Below are 17,149 nucleotides of genomic sequence, written 5' to 3' on the forward strand. Positions count from 1 at the left end.
CGCCACACGTGCGTCGCGGATCAGGTGCTCGGCCGGGTGTGCAGCTCGCCGCGCGCGACCCCGGGCGGAACCTCCACCTGACCGTCGTACTCGGCCATCGTCTTCTTCCAGATGTCGTTCTGCGCGGCCTCGTTCTGCTCGTGCGCCACGCCCATCCGGGCCAGGGCGGTCCCCATACCGGCGATCCGCTCCGCCAGGCTGCCCATCGAGTCGTACATGCCGTCGCGCAGGCCCTCGTAGACGACGCCGAACTTCTCGCCGATGTCGTCGTCACCCCACGGCGGGGTGTCACCCTTCTCGAGGGCGGTCAGGCCGGTCGTCAGCTTGTGCACGGCCTTGGAGAACTCCACACCCGCGTTGAACATGTGGAATCCCTCGGTCTTCAGTACCTCAGGATCGGAGTCCATGTAGTCCGACGGCACAACTGCCCCCCGTGGCTCGTCATTTCTGTCGTGACTCCACCTTAACGGCGGCTCCCGGACGAGACCCAGCCCTCACGGGCAACGAAGAGGGGCGGCACCCTCGCGGGTACCGCCCCTCCAGCCAGACCGACCGTTCGACCGAACCGACCGACCGGCCGTTCCTCGTCACCGGTCAGAAGTCACCGGTCAGAACCGGTTCGGCAACCACCCCGTCTGGATCAGCTGCCCACCGCGACGCCGCGTGTGGAAGTACCCACGGCCCGGCGGCAGTTGCGTCGCCGTGATGTTGCCGAGCAGCGCGCCCTCGGACCGGTCGCCGGAGAGCACCAGGCCCTGCGCGCCGAGCTCGCGCATCCGCTGCATCACCGGCTCGTAGAGCGACCGGCTCGCACCGCCCGAGGAGCGCGCGATGATGATGCGCAGACCGACGTCACGGGCGAAGGGCAGGTACTCCAGGAGCGGGGCCAGCGGGTTCACGCCGGTCGCCACCAGGTCGTAGTCGTCGACGATGACGAACGCGTCCGGGCTGCTGTACCAACTGCGGTTGCGCAGCTGCTCGGGCGTGACGTCCGGACCCGGCATACGGCGGTGCATCGAGCCGGCGAGGCCCTCCAGGGTCTCCGTCAGGGCGGGCGCCGAGGCGCAGTACCGCGACAGGTGCGAGTCGGGCACGCCCTCCAGGTGGGCGCGCCGGTAGTCACCCATGACGATCTTCGCCTGGTCCGGCGTGTAGCGCTCGGTGATCTGCTTGACGAGCAGCCTCAGCATCGCGGACTTACCGGACTCGCTCTCACCGAACACGATGAACAGCGGGTCGGTCTCGAAGTCGACGAAGACCGGCGACAGCGACGACTCGTCGATGCCGATGGCCAGACCGCGCTCCGGGTGCTCGAAGCCCTTGGGCAGCCGGTCCGCCGGCATCATCGTGGGCAGCAGACGTACCGCCGGAGCGTGCTGGCCCTGCCAGTTGTCGTTGATGCCGCGGATGAGGATCGACGTCGCCTCGGACAGGTCGTCCGTCTCCGAGGAGCCGTCGACGCGGGGCAGCGCCGCCATGAAGTGCAGCTTGTCCTGCGTCAGACCACGGCCCGGCACGGTGGCGGGGACGTTCTGGGCGACCTTGCGGTCGACCTCCGACTCCGTCGGGTCACCGAGGCGCAGCTCGATGCGGTTCTGCAGCATGTCCTTGAGCGCGGGCCGCACCTCGGTGTAGCGGCTGGCCGTCAGGATCACGTGCACACCGAAGCCGAGGCCGCGCGTGGCGATCTCGGTGACGGTGGCCTCCAGCATCTCGTAGTCCGTCTTGAACGTGGCCCAGCCGTCGACGACGAGGAACACGTCGCCCCAGGGCTGGTCCGGCAGCTGGCCGGAGTTGCGCCGCTGACGGTACGTCTGGATCGAGTCGACGTTGTTCGCGCGGAAGTACTCCTCGCGCGCGTTCAGGATCCCTTCGACCTCGCTGACCGTACGGCGGACCTTCTCGGCGTCGAGACGGTTCGCGACGCCGCCGACGTGCGCCAGCTCCTCCATGGAGATCAGACCGCCACCACCGAAGTCCAGGCAGTAGAACTGCACCTCGGACGGCGTGTGGGTGAGCGCGAACGACGAGATGAGCGAGCGCAGCAGCGTCGACTTGCCGGACTGCGGACCACCGACGAACAGACCGTGACCGGCACCGCCCGAGAAGTCCCGGTACAGCACGTCACGCCGCTGCTCGAAGGGCTTGTCCACCAGACCGACCGGCACGTTGAGCCGGCCGAGCGCCGTGTAGTCGGGCGCGGTGAGACCGCGCTCGGGGGAGACGGCGAGCTGGGGGAGGAGCTGCTCCAGCGAGGGCGCCTCGTCCAGCGGGGGCAGCCACACCTGGTGGGCGGGCGGACCCTGGTTGATCATCCGGCCGACGAGGACGTCCAGGACCGTGTCGGCGAGCGCGTCGTCCACCCGGTTGTCGGGCTCCGGCTCCTCGATCACCGGCTGCGGCGGCAGCGCCACCTGCTCCGCCGTGAACAGCGCGGGCCGCAGCTGCGTCGAGCGGTGCACCCGGGAGGGACCCTCGCCGTGGTACGGACCCGACACGTACGCCGCCTTGAAGCGGACCATGGTGTCGGTGTCGTAGCGCAGATAACCGGAACCGGGGATCGACGGCAGGTGATAGGCGTCCGGGACACCGATCGCCGTACGGGACTCGGCGGCGGAGAAGGTCCGCAGACCGATCCGGTACGACAGATAGGTGTCCAGGCCGCGCAGCTTGCCCTCTTCCAGGCGCTGCGAGGCCAGCAGCAGGTGGATGCCCAGCGATCGGCCGATACGGCCGATCTGGATGAACATGTCGATGAAGTCGGGCTTGGCCGTGAGGAGTTCGGAGAACTCGTCGAGCACGATCACCAGCGAGGCCATCGGCTCCAGCGCGGCGCCCGCGGCCCGGGCCTTCTCGTAGTCGTGCAGGTTGGCGTAGTTGCCCGCCGAGCGCAGCAGCTCCTGACGGCGCTGCGTCTCACCCATGATCGAGTCACGCATACGGTCGACCAGGGTGAGGTCGTCCGCCAGGTTGGTGATGACGGCCGCGGTGTGCGGCATGTCCGCCATGCCCGCGAAGGTCGCGCCACCCTTGAAGTCCGCGAGGATGAAGTTCAGCGTCTCCGAGGAGTGCGTCACCGCGAGACCGAGCACGAGCGTACGCAGCACCTCGGACTTGCCGGAACCGGTGGCGCCGACGCACAGACCGTGCGGGCCCATGCCCTCCTGCGAGGCCTCCTTGAGGTCCAGCATGACCGGCTCGCCGTTCTCGCCGACACCGATCGGCACCCGCAGCCGCTCGTGCAGCGTGCGCGGACGCCAGGTGCGGGAGACGTCGACCGTGCCGGCGTCGCCGATGCCCATCAGGTCCGTGAAGTCCAGGTTGGACAGAAGGGGTTCGCCCTCCTCGGCGGAGCCGACCCGGAAGGGCGCCAGCTGCCGCGCGAGCGACTCGGCCTGCGCCGGGTTCAGCACATCCGGCTTGCCGGTGTACGCGGACTCGTGGCCGACGAACAGGCGCATACGGTCCGGCTTCACATAGGCCGTCAGACCGGCGCGCAGCTCCTCCTCCAGCTCACCGGGGGCGATCTCCAGGAAGGTGACGCCCTGGAGGCCCTCCGCGCCGGCGAGCTCGGAGTCCGGCGGCACGGTGCCGCCGTCCAGCACCACGATCAGGTGCGGCTGGTCGTAGACGGGGTTCGCCTCACGGTTCCAGCGGGGCCGGTCGTCCAACTGGTCCGCGAGCGCCTCCTCCAGCTCCCCGAGGTCGTCGAACAGCAGCCGGGTCGAACCCGCTCCGTCCTTCGCCTTCGGATGCTGGCTGTGCGGCAGCCACTTGATCCAGTCCCACTCCGCCGCGGCGGACGGGTGCGCCACCACCGCGACCATCAGGTCCTCGGGCGAGTGCAGCGTCGCCAGCTGGGACAGGGTCGCGCGGGCGTTGCCGTAGACCGTGTCGGTCTCACCGCAGATCGTCACGTGGTAGAAGGCACGCAGCGAGATGGAGACCGGCAGGTCGTGCAGACTGCCGTGCGCGTCGAGGAAGGCCTTCATGGCCGCCGCGGTCAGCGGCTCCAACTCGTCCTTGGGCGCCGTCTCCGGCGCGACGAGCGGGGTGTTCAGCTGCTGGGTACCGCGGCCGATCCGCACGGACGCGAAGTCCGCGTCGTTCGGGCGCCGCTCCCACAGCCGCTTGCCGTCCGCCGCCACCGCCCACAGCTGCTCCGGGTCGGGGTGCTGGAACAGCTGGCTGCGCCGCTGCAGCTCCGCCGTCTTGTGCACGTCCTTGCGGACCTGCTCCAGATAGCGGAAGTAGTCACGCCGGTCCTGAGCCATGCCCGCCCCCGGCCCCTGCCGGGCCTTGGCGAACTGGGCGACCATCATGGCCACCGTCGAGGCCAGCATGAGACCGCCGACGACCTTCATATAGGACTGGCCGGCTGTGAAGAAGAAGGCGACGGAACCCAGCATGCCCATCATGGGCAGCATGTTCATCAGCATGCTGTCGTCGCCCTCGCGCGGAATCTCGGGCGGCGTCTCGAGTTTGACCTCGCCGTCCGGGACGGCCGGGGGCACTGTCCGCGGTGGTCGTTTGATGATGACGACGCTCACCGATGCACTCATCCTTCGCGATTGATACGTGATACGTCCTTGGCACCGACGCCCCCGTGTACCGCGACGTGTTCTCGTTCGCGTAGGCGTCGTTCGCGTAGGCGTCGATCCTACTGATGCGTGACGTGCCCGAGTGAGGCAGGCGGATGGAGATGCGGAGCAGGTCCTGGGAGGAATGGGGGAGGTAGGTCCTGCGCCCGGTACCGCAACGGATATGGTGGCGCTCCGCGTCGTACGAGCGGCGCGAGGAAGCCTTGTCTAGCAGGGGGAACACCAGGTGAGCACGGGGACTTCGACAGGTTTCTGCCGAATCACCATCGCAGCGCCGGACAGCCGAGTCGATGTGGCGCTGCCCGAGGACCTGCCGATCCAGGACCTCTTTCCTGAGATCATCAGGCTCTCGGGCCTGGTCCAGTCGGATACGAGCCCTTCCGGTTACCACCTTGTGACCCGCGAGGGTCAAGTGCTCGACGCGAGCCGCTCGTTGCTCGAGCACCGGGTCAGGGACGGCGAGGTGCTGCTGCTGCGCACCTTCGCCGACTCGCTGCCGCCGGCCGTGCACGACGACGTCGTGGACGCCATCGCCGCCGCGGTGAAGCAGGACACCCGCAGCTGGAACGACAACCTGATGCGGATCGCCGGCCTCGTCGCCGGATCGCTGCTGCTCGTCATGCTCGGCTTCGTCTTCTGGTTCGCGGACCCGGTCCGGCACGACATGCACGGCCTCCAGGGCATCCTGGCCGGCGTGACCGCGCTCGCGCTGACGGCCCTCGCCGGCGTACGGGCCCGGGTGTACGACGACCGCGGCTCCGCCGTCGCACTCGGCATCTCGGCACTGCCACACGCGCTCATCGCCGGCTCCGGCGCCCTTCCGCAGGACGCGGGCGAGGGCCCCGGAAGGATCCAGTTCCTCGTCGGCTGTGTCGCGGTCCTGCTGTGCTCCGTCGTACTGATCATGCTGCTGCCGCAGGGCGACGCCCCGTTCGTGGCCGCCGCGCTCGCCTCCGCGATCGGCACGCTCGCCGTGTTCTGCGGTGTCCTCACCGAGGCCGAGCCGCGCGAGATCGCCGCCGGCACCTCCGTCGTCGCCCTCGCGGTCGTCGGCTTCCTGCCCGGCTGGTCGTCCCGCTTCGCCAAGCTGCCGATCGGCTTCCGCAACCCGGAGGAACTCGCCCGGGCTCGCCGTGACGGCCAGGAAGGCGACCTCGAGGCCGTCGACGTCCAGCGCATCATCGCCCAGACCAGCCGTGGCCACGAACTGCTCCTCGGCCTGGTCGGCGGATGCGCCGCCGTCATCATCGGCGCCGGCGGCGCGGTGCTCGGCTTCAGCGACAACGGCTGGGCCCAGCTGCTCGCCCTGTGCACCGGCCTCGCCGCGATGCTGCGCGCCCGGCTGTTCCGCTACACCGCGCAGGTCACCTGCCTGTTCGTGGCCGGCGTCGTCACCCTCGCCCTGCTGGTCCTCGGCCTCGCGATCTCGCCGCCGGCCGACATCATCATGGAACTGCTCCAGAACAACTCCGGACCGGTCAACGTACGGACCCTGTGGCTCGGCGCCTCGGTCGGCGTCGGCGTACTGCTCCTCATCGCCATCGCCCTGATCGTCCCGCAGAAGGGCCTCTCCCCCTTCTGGGGCCGCATGCTGGACCTCGCCGACTCGCTGGTCCTGCTCTCCCTGGTCCCGATCTGCCTGGCCGTCCTCGACGTCTACGCCAAGGTCCGCGGCGGCCTCTGACCAGCGCGGCCGGGGACCGTCCGGCAGGGACGCGCCCATTGTGCTGGTACGCTGTGTGACGGCCGTTTGTGTACGCGCCCCCGGTCCACCTGGGGGCAGCGCCCAGCGGATCCCCGCCTCCCGAGTCACGGAAGCTCCCCTGAGAAGCAGACCAGGGGCACTCGGTGGCAAAGACGAAGACTCACGAGGAGTACGCGTGTCGCTCGACGCCGCTACGAAGAAGCAGATCATGTCCGAGTTCGGTACCAAGGAGGGCGACACCGGCTCCCCCGAGGTCCAGGTCGCTCTGCTGTCCCGTCGGATCTCCGACCTGACGGAGCACCTCAAGACCCACAAGCACGACCACCACTCGCGCCGTGGCCTGCTGATCCTGGTCGGTCAGCGTCGCCGCCTTCTCCAGTACCTGGCGAAGAAGGACATCCAGCGCTTCCGTACGCTGGTCGACCGCCTCGGCATCCGCCGCGGTGCGGCGGGCGCGAAGTAAGACGCCGTGAGGGGAGCGGTTCCCGGAAGGATCGGGGGCCGCTCCCTTTGCCGTACGTATGGAAACGTGCGGAGTATCACACCTGCTTTGTAGTGTGGTAGCACAACGCAGTACCACGAGGAGAAGTGCACCTCGCCGCCGCCGGTCCTCGGTAGTGGCCCCCGGGCGTTGCGAACCCGGGTGCTTCGATCGAAGACCGGCCCGCACCAGATGGAGCGCTTCTCCGCGTACGTCCTCCCGCCACACGGGCGGATCGGGACAAAAGACGAAAAGACGAAAGTAACGGAGAAAACGCTAGTGGAGAACGAGACCCACTACGCCGAGGCCGTCATCGACAACGGCTCCTTCGGCACCCGCACCATCCGCTTCGAGACGGGCCGCCTGGCCAAGCAGGCCGCCGGCTCCGCCGTGGCGTACCTGGACGACGACACCATGGTGCTGTCGGCCACCACCGCCTCCAAGAACCCCAAGGACCAGCTCGACTTCTTCCCCCTGACGGTGGACGTCGAGGAGCGGATGTACGCCGCCGGCAAGATCCCCGGCAGCTTCTTCCGCCGTGAGGGCCGTCCCTCCGAGGACGCCATCCTCACCTGCCGCCTCATCGACCGCCCGCTGCGCCCGTCCTTCAAGAAGGGCCTGCGCAACGAGATCCAGGTCGTCGCCACGATCATGGCGCTCAACCCGGACCACCTGTACGACGTCGTGGCGATCAACGCCGCGTCCGCGTCCACGCAGCTGGCCGGTCTGCCCTTCTCCGGCCCGATCGGCGGCGTCCGCGTCGCGCTGATCAACGGCCAGTGGGTGGCCTTCCCGACGCACTCCGAGCTCGAGGACGCCGTCTTCGACATGGTCGTCGCGGGCCGTGTCCTGGAGGACGGCGACGTCGCGATCATGATGGTCGAGGCCGAGGCCACCGAGAAGACCATCAAGCTGGTCGAGGGCGGCGCCGAGGCGCCGACCGAGGAGGTCGTCGCCGCCGGTCTGGAAGCCGCGAAGCCCTTCATCAAGGTGCTCTGCAAGGCCCAGTCGGACCTCGCCGCCAAGGCCGCCAAGCCGACCGGCGAGTTCCCGATCTTCCTCGACTACCAGGACGACGTCCTGGAGGCGCTCACCGCCGCCGTCAAGCCGGAGCTGGCCTCCGCGCTGACCATCGCCGGCAAGCAGGAGCGCGAGTCCGAGCTGGACCGCGTCAAGGCGCTTGCCGCCGAGAAGCTCCTGCCGGAGTTCGAGGGCCGCGAGAAGGAGATCTCCGCCGCGTACCGCTCGCTGACCAAGACCCTGGTCCGTGAGCGCGTCATCAAGGAGAAGAAGCGTATCGACGGCCGTGGCGTGACGGACATCCGTACGCTCGCCGCCGAGGTCGAGGCCATCCCGCGCGTGCACGGCTCCGCGGTGTTCGAGCGTGGCGAGACCCAGATCCTGGGCGTCACCACCCTGAACATGCTCCGCATGGAGCAGCAGCTGGACACCCTCTCCCCGGTGACCCGCAAGCGCTACATGCACAACTACAACTTCCCGCCGTACTCCACCGGTGAGACCGGCCGCGTCGGCTCCCCGAAGCGCCGCGAGATCGGCCACGGCGCCCTCGCCGAGCGCGCCCTGGTGCCGGTCCTGCCGACGCGCGAGGAGTTCCCCTACGCGATCCGCCAGGTCTCCGAGGCGCTGAGCTCCAACGGCTCGACGTCCATGGGCTCGGTCTGCGCCTCCACCATGTCGCTGCTGAACGCCGGTGTGCCCCTGAAGGCCCCCGTCGCCGGTATCGCCATGGGCCTCATCTCCCAGGAGATCGAGGGCGAGACGCACTACGTCACCCTCACCGACATCCTCGGTGCGGAGGACGCCTTCGGCGACATGGACTTCAAGGTCGCCGGCACCAAGGAGTTCGTGACCGCCCTCCAGCTCGACACCAAGCTGGACGGCATCCCGGCCTCCGTCCTGGCCGCCGCTCTGAAGCAGGCCCGTGACGCCCGCCTCCACATCCTCGACGTGATGATGGAAGCGATCGACACGCCGGACGAGATGTCCCCGAACGCCCCGCGGATCATCACCGTCAAGATCCCCGTGGACAAGATCGGTGAGGTCATCGGCCCCAAGGGCAAGATGATCAACCAGATCCAGGAGGACACCGGCGCCGAGATCACGATCGAGGACGACGGCACCATCTACATCGGTGCCGCCGACGGCCCGTCCGCCGAGGCCGCCCGCACCACGATCAACGGCATCGCCAACCCGACGATGCCCGAGGTCGGCGAGCGCTACCTGGGCACGGTCGTCAAGACGACCACCTTCGGTGCGTTCGTCTCCCTGCTTCCCGGCAAGGACGGTCTGCTGCACATCTCGCAGATCCGCAAGCTCGCCGGCGGCAAGCGCGTGGAGAACGTCGAGGACGTCCTCGGCGTGGGCCAGAAGGTCCAGGTCGAGATCGCCGAGATCGACTCCCGCGGCAAGCTCTCCCTCGTCCCCGTGATCGAGGGCGAAGAAGGCTCCGAGGACAAGAAGGACGACACCGACAAGTGACGTCGAGTAGCTCCACGGCGACGGCCCGCACCTCTTCGGAGGCGCGGGCCGTCGCCCGTACCCAAACCCTGATCAAGGGCATCAACGGCATCGGAACCGTCCGCAAGACCACCCTCCCCGGCGGCCTGCGCATCGTCACCGAAACCCTGCCCTCGGTCCGCTCCGCGACCTTCGGCATCTGGGCGCACGTCGGCTCCCGCGACGAGACCCCGGCCCTGAACGGTGCCACGCACTACCTGGAGCACCTGCTCTTCAAGGGCACCACCCGCCGCTCCGCCCTGGACATCTCCTCCGCCATCGACGCCGTCGGCGGCGAGATGAACGCGTTCACGGCGAAGGAGTACACGTGCTACTACGCGCGCGTGCTCGACACCGACCTGCCGCTCGCCATAGACGTCGTCTGCGACATGCTGACGGGCTCCCTGATCCTCGAAGAGGACGTCAACGTCGAGCGGGGCGCGATCCTCGAAGAGATCGCCATGACCGAGGACGACCCGGGCGACTGCGTGCACGACCTGTTCGCGCACACCATGTTCGGCGACAACCCCCTCGGCCGCCCGGTCCTCGGCACGGTCGACACGGTCAACGCCCTCACCGCCGACCGCATCCGCCGCTTCTACAAGAAGCACTACGACCCGACCCACCTCGTGGTCGCGGCGGCCGGCAACATCGACCACAACAAGGTCGTACGGCAGGTCCGCGCCGCCTTCGAGAAGGCCGGCGCCTTCAAGAACCTCGACGCCGCGCCCATCGCCCCGCGCGACGGACGGCGCACCGTCCGAGCGGCAGGCAAGGTCGAGCTGATCGGCCGCAAGACCGAGCAGGCCCATGTCGTCCTCGGTATGCCCGGCCTGTCCCGCACGGACGACCGCCGCTGGGCCCTCGGCGTCCTCAACACCGCGCTGGGCGGCGGCATGTCGTCCCGCCTCTTCCAGGAGGTCCGCGAGAAGCGCGGCCTGGCCTACAGCGTGTACTCGTACACCTCCGGCTTCGCCGACTGCGGACTGTTCGGCGTGTACGCGGGCTGCAGGCCGTCGCAGGTCCACGACGTGCTGAAGATCTGCCGCGACGAACTGGACCACGTCGCCCAGCACGGCCTGTCCGACGACGAGATCGGCCGCGCCATCGGCCAGCTCCGCGGCTCCACCGTCCTCGGCCTGGAGGACACCGGCGCCCTGATGAACCGCATCGGCAAGAGCGAGCTGTGCTGGGGCGAGCAGATGTCCGTCGACGACATGCTGGCCCGGATCGCCGAGGTGACCCCGGACGACGTCCGCTCGGTCGCCCGTGAGGTCCTGGGACAGCGGCCCTCGCTGTCGGTCATCGGCCCACTGAAGGACAAGCAGGCGTCCCGGCTGCACGACGCCGTCGCCTGACCAATCCCTCGTTCCCTGGTTCCCTGGTGAAGGAAGCACAAGAGATGAGCAAGCTGCGCGTGGCGGTCCTCGGCGCCAAGGGCCGGATCGGCTCCGAGGCGGTACGGGCGGTCGAGGCCGCCGAGGACATGGAGCTGGTCGCCGCCCTGAGCCGGGGCGACAAGCTGGAGACGCTGGCGGAGACGGGCGCCCAGGTGGCCGTCGAACTGACCACGCCGGACTCGGTCATGGCCAACCTGGACTACTGCGTCAACCGCGGCATCCACGCGGTCGTCGGTACGACGGGCTGGACCGACGAGCGCCTCGCACAGCTGAACGGCTGGCTGGCAGCCTCCCCGGAGACCGGTGTGCTGATCGCGCCGAACTTCTCCATCGGCGCCGTCCTGACGATGAAGTTCGCGCAGATCGCCGCGCCGTACTTCGAGTCGGTCGAGGTCGTGGAACTCCACCACCCGAAGAAGGTCGACGCCCCCTCCGGCACCGCCACCCGCACGGCCCAGCTCATCGCCGAGGCCCGCCGCGCCGCCGGTACGGCCCCCGCGCCGGACGCCACCGAGACCGCCCTGGACGGCGCGCGCGGCGCGAACGTGGACGGCATCCCGGTCCACGCGGTCCGACTGCGCGGCCTGCTGGCCCACCAGGAGGTCCTGCTCGGCGGCGAGGGCGAGACCCTGACCGTGCGCCACGACTCCCTCCACCACAGCAGCTTCATGCCGGGCATCCTGCTCGGCGCGCGCCGCGTGGTGACCACTCCGGGCCTCACCTTCGGCCTGGAACACTTCCTGGACCTGGGCTGACAAGAGGCTCGTGAGATGCGCGCGAAGATCACCTACGCCATAACCGCCGCCGTACTGGTCGTCTACTTCGTCCTGGTCGGCAGCCGTGGCGTGATGCTCATCCAGTCCGGCACGGTCATCACCGTCACCTTCGGCGTCGCGGTGCTGATCCTGCCGGTCATCGGCGTGTGGTTCCTGTGGAAGAACACCCAGTTCGTCCGCAAGGCCAACGCCCTCGCCGCCGAACTCGACGCCGAGGGCGGCCTCCCCGTCGACGAGTTGAAGCGCACCCCCGGCGGCCGGATCGACCGCGACTCGGCCGACGAGGTCTTCGCCCGCCGCAAGGCCGAGACGGAGGCGTCCCCCGAAGACTGGCGCAGCTGGTTCCGCCTGGCCATCGCCTACCACGACGCCCGCGACACCCCACGAGCCCGCAAGGCCATGCAGAGGGCCATCGCGTTGCACGACGGCAGGACCGTCGAGGCCTGAGCGCTACGCCGACGAGTCAGCCGGATCCCGAAAGGGCCGGCCCGCAGCAGCGGGCCGGCCCCTTCGCATGTCTGTCACGTTCAGCCGCGCGTGTTCTCCGAGGCCCACACCTCGACGGAGTCGGCGGCCCGTTCGAACGCCGTGACCCGGGCCAGGAAGTCCGTGTTGTGCGTGGTCATCAGCGTCGGCATGTCCCCCTCCGCGCGACCCCGCTGCACGAGCAACAGCGCCTGCCCCTGCACCGTGCGCGGCAGCCCCAGCCAGCGCACCGGCTGCTGCACGGTCCGGACGGTGACGACCTGCTCCCAGGGCACCGTACGCGTGACGAGGAACCGCACCTGACGCAGCCCCCGCGCGCTCACCCACACACCCATGCGCAGCAGCCGCAGGGCGACGGCGATGATGGCCAGCGCGATGCCGAAGACGACAGCGGCCTCGGTCACCGTGCCGGTCAGGGCGATGACGACCGCCGCGAACAGCACGTACGAGGCGAGCAGCAGCCACAGGGCGGCCACGCCCACGCGCCACGGCCCGGGCCGGTAGGGACGCCGCCAGCGGTCGAGGTCGTCGAAGGGCAGCGCGACGTCATCGGCTGTCTCGAATGCGCGGTCGGCCGTCAGGAAGGGCAGGGGCACGGCTGGTCCTCACTCAATCCATGCAGGGGCTGTGCCCGGTGAGGCTAATCGACCCGCGCCCCCACTCACCACTCCTGGGGGGCCGGTTGAGTCAGTGCCCTTGAGAGGCCTGTGACTGCTGTGTCTGCGTCGCGGTGTCCGTGGACAGTGCTGGCATGCCCACCACCAGCGAGCCCACCAGCCCGGCGACGATGGTGAGTCCCAGCAGCCAACGCCCGGCCATCTGACCGACGGACGCCCGCTCACGGGGCGGGGGAGCGACATTGCTGCGGAACCTGTCGGCCTCGGCGAGGAAGGCGAACGGGACGGGCTCGCGCCGACCGAACATCAGGGGACTTCTCCTCTCGGGATCGTATGAGTGACTGTCACCGACACAGACGAGCGAGTGCCCCAAAAGGTGCCCGGTTTCACCGAATTCACAGAAATTCGCCGAACTTCGCCGCCGTATGTCGCGACCCGGCACCGAACGCCCCGTTGTCAGTGCCGGGCCGTAGAGTGGGCGCCGCCCAGCGAAGTGATGGAAGGACCCCCCGAGCCGTGACCGACACCCCCGCCGACGACCTCAAGCCAAGCTTCCGCAGCGATGTCACCGTCGAGCTGGTCAAGCACAGCGCGGCCGACTCCGACGTGCTGTGGGCCGCCCGCGTCTCCACCGCAGGCGAGCAGTCCCTGGACGAGCTGAAGAAGGACCCGGAGCGCTCCAAGGGCCTGATCAACTACCTGATGCGGGACCGGCACGGCAGCCCCTTCGAGCACAACTCGATGACCTTCTTCATCAGCGCCCCGATCTTCGTCTTCCGCGAGTTCATGCGACACCGCGTGGGCTGGTCGTACAACGAGGAGAGCGGCCGGTACAGGGAGCTCCAGCCCGTCTTCTACGTCCCCGGAGAGTCCCGCAAGCTGGTCCAGGAGGGCCGCCCGGGCAAGTACGTCTTCGTGGAGGGCACCCAGGCCCAGCAGGAGCTGGTCGGCCGCGTCATGGAGGACTCGTACCGGGAGTCGTACGAGGCCTACCAGGAGATGCTCGCCGCCGGCGTCGCCCGCGAGGTCGCCCGCGCCGTCCTCCCGGTCGGCCTGTTCTCCTCGATGTACGCCACGTGCAACGCCCGCTCCCTGATGCACTTCCTCGGCCTGCGCACCCAGCACGAACTGGCCAAAGTCCCGTCCTTCCCGCAGCGGGAGATCGAGATGGTCGGCGAGCGGATGGAGGCGGAGTGGGCCAAGCTCATGCCGCTGACGTACGCCGCCTTCAATGCGAACGGTCGTGTGGCGCCGTAGCCTGCCCTGCGCCCCCGGCCGGGCACGGCCGCACGGCTCAGCCGCGTGAAGTGTCCGTATTGCGGCATTTAGAGAAGTTCATCTAGCCTGATCAAACGGACCCGGCACTGCTTGAACCCCCGAGCAGGCAGTGCCGGGCTCCATCTTTGTCCTGACTTTTCCGCACCCCCCGAGGGCAGACCAGGCCGAGCGCAACGAGTAGCGTGTAACCCATGGCTCCGACCTCCACTCCGCAGACCCCCTTCGGGCGGGTCCTCACCGCCATGATCACGCCCTTCACGGCGGACGGCGCACTCGATCTCGACGGCGCGCAGCGGCTCGCCACGCACCTGGTGGACGCAGGCAACGACGGCCTGATCATCAACGGCACCACCGGTGAGTCCCCCACCACCAGCGATGCGGAGAAATCGGAGCTGGTGCGGGCGGTACTGGAGGCCGTCGGCGACCGGGCCCACGTGGTGGCCGGCGTCGGCACCAACGACACCCACCACAGCCTGGAGCTCGCCCGCGCGGCGGAGCAGGTCGGCGCACACGGCCTCCTGGTCGTCACGCCGTACTACAACAAGCCCCCGCAGGAAGGCCTGTACCGCCACTTCAAGGCCATCGCCGACAGCACCGAGCTGCCGGTGATGCTGTACGACATCCCCGGCCGCAGCGGCGTCCCGATCAACACCGAGACGATCGTCCGCCTCGCCGAGCACCCGCGCATCGTCGCCAACAAGGACGCGAAGGGTGACCTCGGCCGAGCCAGCTGGGCCATCGCTCGCTCCGGCCTCGCCTGGTACTCCGGCGACGACATGCTGAACCTGCCGCTGCTCTCCGTGGGCGCGGTCGGCTTCGTCTCGGTCGTCGGCCACCTGGTCACCCCCGACCTGCGCGCCCTCGTCGACGCGTACACCTCCGGGGACGTCCAGAAGGCCACGGAGATCCACCAGAAGCTGCTCCCGGTCTACACCGGCATGTTCCGCACCCAGGGCGTCATGACCACCAAGGCCGCGCTCGCCCTCCAGGGTCTCCCCGCGGGACCGCTGCGCGCCCCCATGGCCGAGTGCTCGCCCGAGGAGATCGACCAGCTCAAGATCGATCTTGCCGCAGGCGGGGTACAGCTCTAACACCAGACTTCGCGCGCGGTGCGCGCACCAGACTCCACAACTGAATAAGCGGGCCACCGGTGCCCGCACCCCACAACGACAACTGCTTCTGCACGAACGTCACGCGCGCCACGTGCCCCACCGGTACGTGGCGTGCGTGGTGAGGAGAGTCTTTTGAGTCATCCGCATCCTGAACTCGGCCCGCCCCCGCCGCTCCCCGAGGGAGGCCTACGGGTCACCCCGCTCGGCGGCCTCGGTGAGATCGGCCGGAACATGACGGTCTTCGAATACGGCGGCCGCCTGCTGATCGTCGACTGCGGAGTGCTCTTCCCCGAGGAGGAGCAGCCCGGAATCGACCTGATCCTGCCGGACTTCTCGTCCATCAGAGACCGCCTCGACGACATCGAGGGCATCGTCCTCACGCACGGCCACGAGGACCACATCGGCGGCGTCCCCTTCCTCCTGCGCGAGAAGCCGGACATCCCGCTGATCGGCTCCAAGCTGACCCTCGCCCTCATCGAGGCCAAGCTCCAGGAGCACCGCATCCGCCCGTACACCCTCGAGGTGGCGGAGGGGAACCGCGAGCGCATCGGCCCCTTCGACTGCGAGTTCGTCGCGGTCAACCACTCCATCCCGGACGCCCTGGCGGTCGCCATCCGCACCCCCGCCGGCATGGTGGTCCACACAGGCGACTTCAAGATGGACCAGCTCCCGCTGGACAACCGCCTCACCGACCTGCACGCGTTCGCACGCCTGAGCGAAGAGGGCATCGACCTCCTCCTCTCCGACTCCACGAACGCGGAGGTCCCGGGCTTCACCCCGCACGAGCGCGACATCTCCAACGTCCTGCGCCAGGTCTTCGCCGGTGCCCGCAAGCGCGTCATCGTGGCCAGCTTCGCCAGCCACGTCCACCGCATCCAGCAGATCCTGGACGCGGCCCACGAATACGGCCGCCGGGTCGCCTTCGTCGGCCGCTCGATGGTCCGCAACATGGGCATCGCGCGCGACCTGGGCTACCTGAAGGTCCCGCCGGGCCTGGTGGTGGACGTCAAGACACTGGACGACCTCCCGGACAGCGAGGTGGTCCTGGTCTGCACGGGCTCCCAGGGCGAGCCGATGGCGGCCCTGTCCCGCATGGCCAACCGCGACCACCAGATCCGCATCGTCCCCGGCGACACGGTGATCCTCGCGTCGTCGCTGATCCCCGGCAACGAGAACGCGGTCTACCGCGTCATCAACGGCCTGACCCGCTGGGGCGCGAACGTCGTCCACAAGGGCAACGCCAAGGTCCACGTCTCCGGCCACGCGTCCGCGGGCGAGCTGCTGTACTTCTACAACATCTGCCGCCCGAAGAACCTGATGCCGGTCCACGGCGAATGGCGCCACCTGCGAGCCAACGCCGAACTGGGCGCCCTGACCGGCGTCCCCCACGACCGCATCGTCATCGCCGAGGACGGCGTCGCCGTCGACCTCATCGAGGGCAAGGCGAAGATCTCCGGCAAGGTCCAGGCCGGATACGTCTACGTCGACGGCCTCTCGGTCGGCGACGTCGGCGAGCCGGCGTTGAAGGACCGCAAGATCCTCGGCGACGAGGGCATCATCTCGGTCTTCGTGGTGGTGGACTCCTCCACCGGCAAGATCACGGGCGGCCCGCACATCCAGGCCCGCGGCTCCGGCATCGAGGACTCCGCCTTCAGCGAGGTCATCCCGAAGATCACGGAGACACTGGAGCGGTCCGCCCAGGACGGAGTGGTCGAACCGCACCAGCTCCAGCAGCTGGTGCGCCGGACCCTGGGCAAGTGGGTCTCGGACACGTACCGACGCCGGCCGATGATCCTGCCTGTGGTCGTGGAGGTCTGACGGTCCGTCGGACACTCGGCCGAGTGAACCAGGAGCGGGGCGCCTCGATTTGCATCGGGGCGCCCCGCTCCAGTACGTTTACGGCTCCGCCTGAACGGGAACCCGGCCACCTCGTGTGCCGGAACCAGTCCCCGGAGGGGGCGGGAAATCCGACTCAGAATCTCTGATAAAGTCGGAGCCGCCGGAAAGGGAAACGCGGAAGCGGGAACCTGGAAAGCGCCGAGGAAATCGGATCGGAAAAGGATCTGATAGAGTCGGAAACGCAAGACCGAAGGGAAACTGCCCGGAGGAAAGCCCGAGAGGGTGAGTACAAAGGAAGCGTCCGTTCCTTGAGAACTCAACAGCGTGCCAAAAGTCA

At 68.9% G+C, this 17,149-nt stretch carries 13 protein-coding genes; 9 read left to right on the forward strand and 4 right to left on the reverse strand.

Features of this window, described 5'->3' with window-relative positions:
• Positions 1–20: 20 nt before the first annotated feature.
• Both L0P92_RS21130 and eccCa read right to left on the reverse strand, forming a co-directional pair.
• On the reverse strand, positions 21–407 hold the full coding sequence (locus L0P92_RS21130) for a hypothetical protein (protein ID WP_234764366.1): 387 nt from the start codon (positions 405–407) through the stop codon (positions 21–23).
• Between the two features lie 201 nt (positions 408–608).
• A complete protein-coding gene (gene eccCa / locus L0P92_RS21135; RefSeq protein WP_234764367.1) occupies positions 609–4,550 on the reverse strand; it encodes a type VII secretion protein EccCa in 3,942 nt (1,313 codons plus the stop codon).
• 277 nt (positions 4,551–4,827) lie between these two features.
• Here eccCa and eccD point away from each other — a divergent pair, with 277 nt between their 5' ends.
• The 6 genes from eccD (at position 4,828) to L0P92_RS21165 (ending at position 11,927) form a co-directional block, all read left to right on the forward strand.
• Positions 4,828–6,285: a type VII secretion integral membrane protein EccD gene (gene eccD / locus L0P92_RS21140; protein ID WP_234764368.1), complete on the forward strand. Its 1,458-nt coding sequence runs from the start codon at positions 4,828–4,830 to the stop codon at positions 6,283–6,285.
• Between the two features lie 196 nt (positions 6,286–6,481).
• The gene (rpsO, locus tag L0P92_RS21145; RefSeq protein ID WP_059415298.1) at positions 6,482–6,769 is read left to right on the forward strand and encodes a 30S ribosomal protein S15; all 288 of its coding nucleotides are present in this window, start codon (positions 6,482–6,484) and stop codon (positions 6,767–6,769) included.
• Between the two features lie 297 nt (positions 6,770–7,066).
• Positions 7,067–9,286: a polyribonucleotide nucleotidyltransferase gene (locus tag L0P92_RS21150; protein ID WP_234764369.1), complete on the forward strand. Its 2,220-nt coding sequence runs from the start codon at positions 7,067–7,069 to the stop codon at positions 9,284–9,286.
• Positions 9,283–10,662, forward strand: a complete 1,380-nt coding sequence (locus L0P92_RS21155) for a M16 family metallopeptidase (RefSeq protein WP_234764370.1) — start codon at positions 9,283–9,285, stop codon at positions 10,660–10,662. Before L0P92_RS21150 ends, L0P92_RS21155 begins: the two co-directional genes overlap by 4 nt.
• A gap of 44 nt (positions 10,663–10,706) precedes the next feature.
• Positions 10,707–11,459: a 4-hydroxy-tetrahydrodipicolinate reductase gene (dapB, locus tag L0P92_RS21160; protein WP_234764371.1), complete on the forward strand. Its 753-nt coding sequence runs from the start codon at positions 10,707–10,709 to the stop codon at positions 11,457–11,459.
• Between the two features lie 15 nt (positions 11,460–11,474).
• A complete protein-coding gene (locus tag L0P92_RS21165; RefSeq protein WP_234764372.1) occupies positions 11,475–11,927 on the forward strand; it encodes a tetratricopeptide repeat protein in 453 nt (150 codons plus the stop codon).
• Positions 11,928–12,007: 80 nt separating this feature from the next.
• Here L0P92_RS21165 and L0P92_RS21170 read toward each other — a convergent pair whose 3' ends face one another.
• Together L0P92_RS21170 and L0P92_RS21175 are read right to left on the reverse strand one after the other, a co-directional pair.
• A complete protein-coding gene (locus L0P92_RS21170; protein WP_234764373.1) occupies positions 12,008–12,562 on the reverse strand; it encodes an SCO5741 family PH domain-containing membrane protein in 555 nt (184 codons plus the stop codon).
• A 91-nt stretch (positions 12,563–12,653) separates the two neighbouring features.
• Positions 12,654–12,890 carry a hypothetical protein gene (locus tag L0P92_RS21175; protein ID WP_062725742.1) on the reverse strand — a complete coding sequence of 79 codons (237 nt, stop codon included), beginning with the start codon at positions 12,888–12,890 and terminating at the stop codon, positions 12,654–12,656.
• Positions 12,891–13,099: 209 nt separating this feature from the next.
• On the opposite strand from L0P92_RS21175, the gene thyX reads away from it, so the two are divergent.
• The 3 genes from thyX (at position 13,100) to L0P92_RS21190 (ending at position 16,791) form a co-directional block, all read left to right on the forward strand.
• Positions 13,100–13,840: an FAD-dependent thymidylate synthase gene (gene thyX / locus L0P92_RS21180; protein WP_234764374.1), complete on the forward strand. Its 741-nt coding sequence runs from the start codon at positions 13,100–13,102 to the stop codon at positions 13,838–13,840.
• Between the two features lie 212 nt (positions 13,841–14,052).
• Complete coding sequence (gene dapA / locus L0P92_RS21185; RefSeq protein ID WP_234764375.1) at positions 14,053–14,952, forward strand: 4-hydroxy-tetrahydrodipicolinate synthase; 900 nt, start codon at positions 14,053–14,055, stop codon at positions 14,950–14,952.
• A gap of 153 nt (positions 14,953–15,105) precedes the next feature.
• Positions 15,106–16,791, forward strand: a complete 1,686-nt coding sequence (locus tag L0P92_RS21190) for a ribonuclease J (protein WP_234764376.1) — start codon at positions 15,106–15,108, stop codon at positions 16,789–16,791.
• Positions 16,792–17,149: the final 358 nt, after the last annotated feature.

Source organism: Streptomyces muensis, from assembly GCF_021474425.1.
Taxonomy (GTDB): Bacteria; Actinomycetota; Actinomycetes; order Streptomycetales; family Streptomycetaceae; genus Streptomyces; species Streptomyces muensis.

What these genes read in the sequence shown, in the direction of transcription:
- L0P92_RS21130 (WP_234764366.1), bottom strand. Translation starts at nt 407, where the DNA reads ATGGACTCCGATCCTGAGGTACTGAAGACCGAGGGATTCCACATGTTC.
- dapB (WP_234764371.1), top strand. Translation starts at nt 10,707, where the DNA reads ATGAGCAAGCTGCGCGTGGCGGTCCTCGGCGCCAAGGGCCGGATCGGC.
- L0P92_RS21165 (WP_234764372.1), top strand. Translation starts at nt 11,475, where the DNA reads ATGCGCGCGAAGATCACCTACGCCATAACCGCCGCCGTACTGGTCGTC.
- L0P92_RS21175 (WP_062725742.1), bottom strand. Translation starts at nt 12,890, where the DNA reads ATGTTCGGTCGGCGCGAGCCCGTCCCGTTCGCCTTCCTCGCCGAGGCC.
- dapA (WP_234764375.1), top strand. Translation starts at nt 14,053, where the DNA reads ATGGCTCCGACCTCCACTCCGCAGACCCCCTTCGGGCGGGTCCTCACC.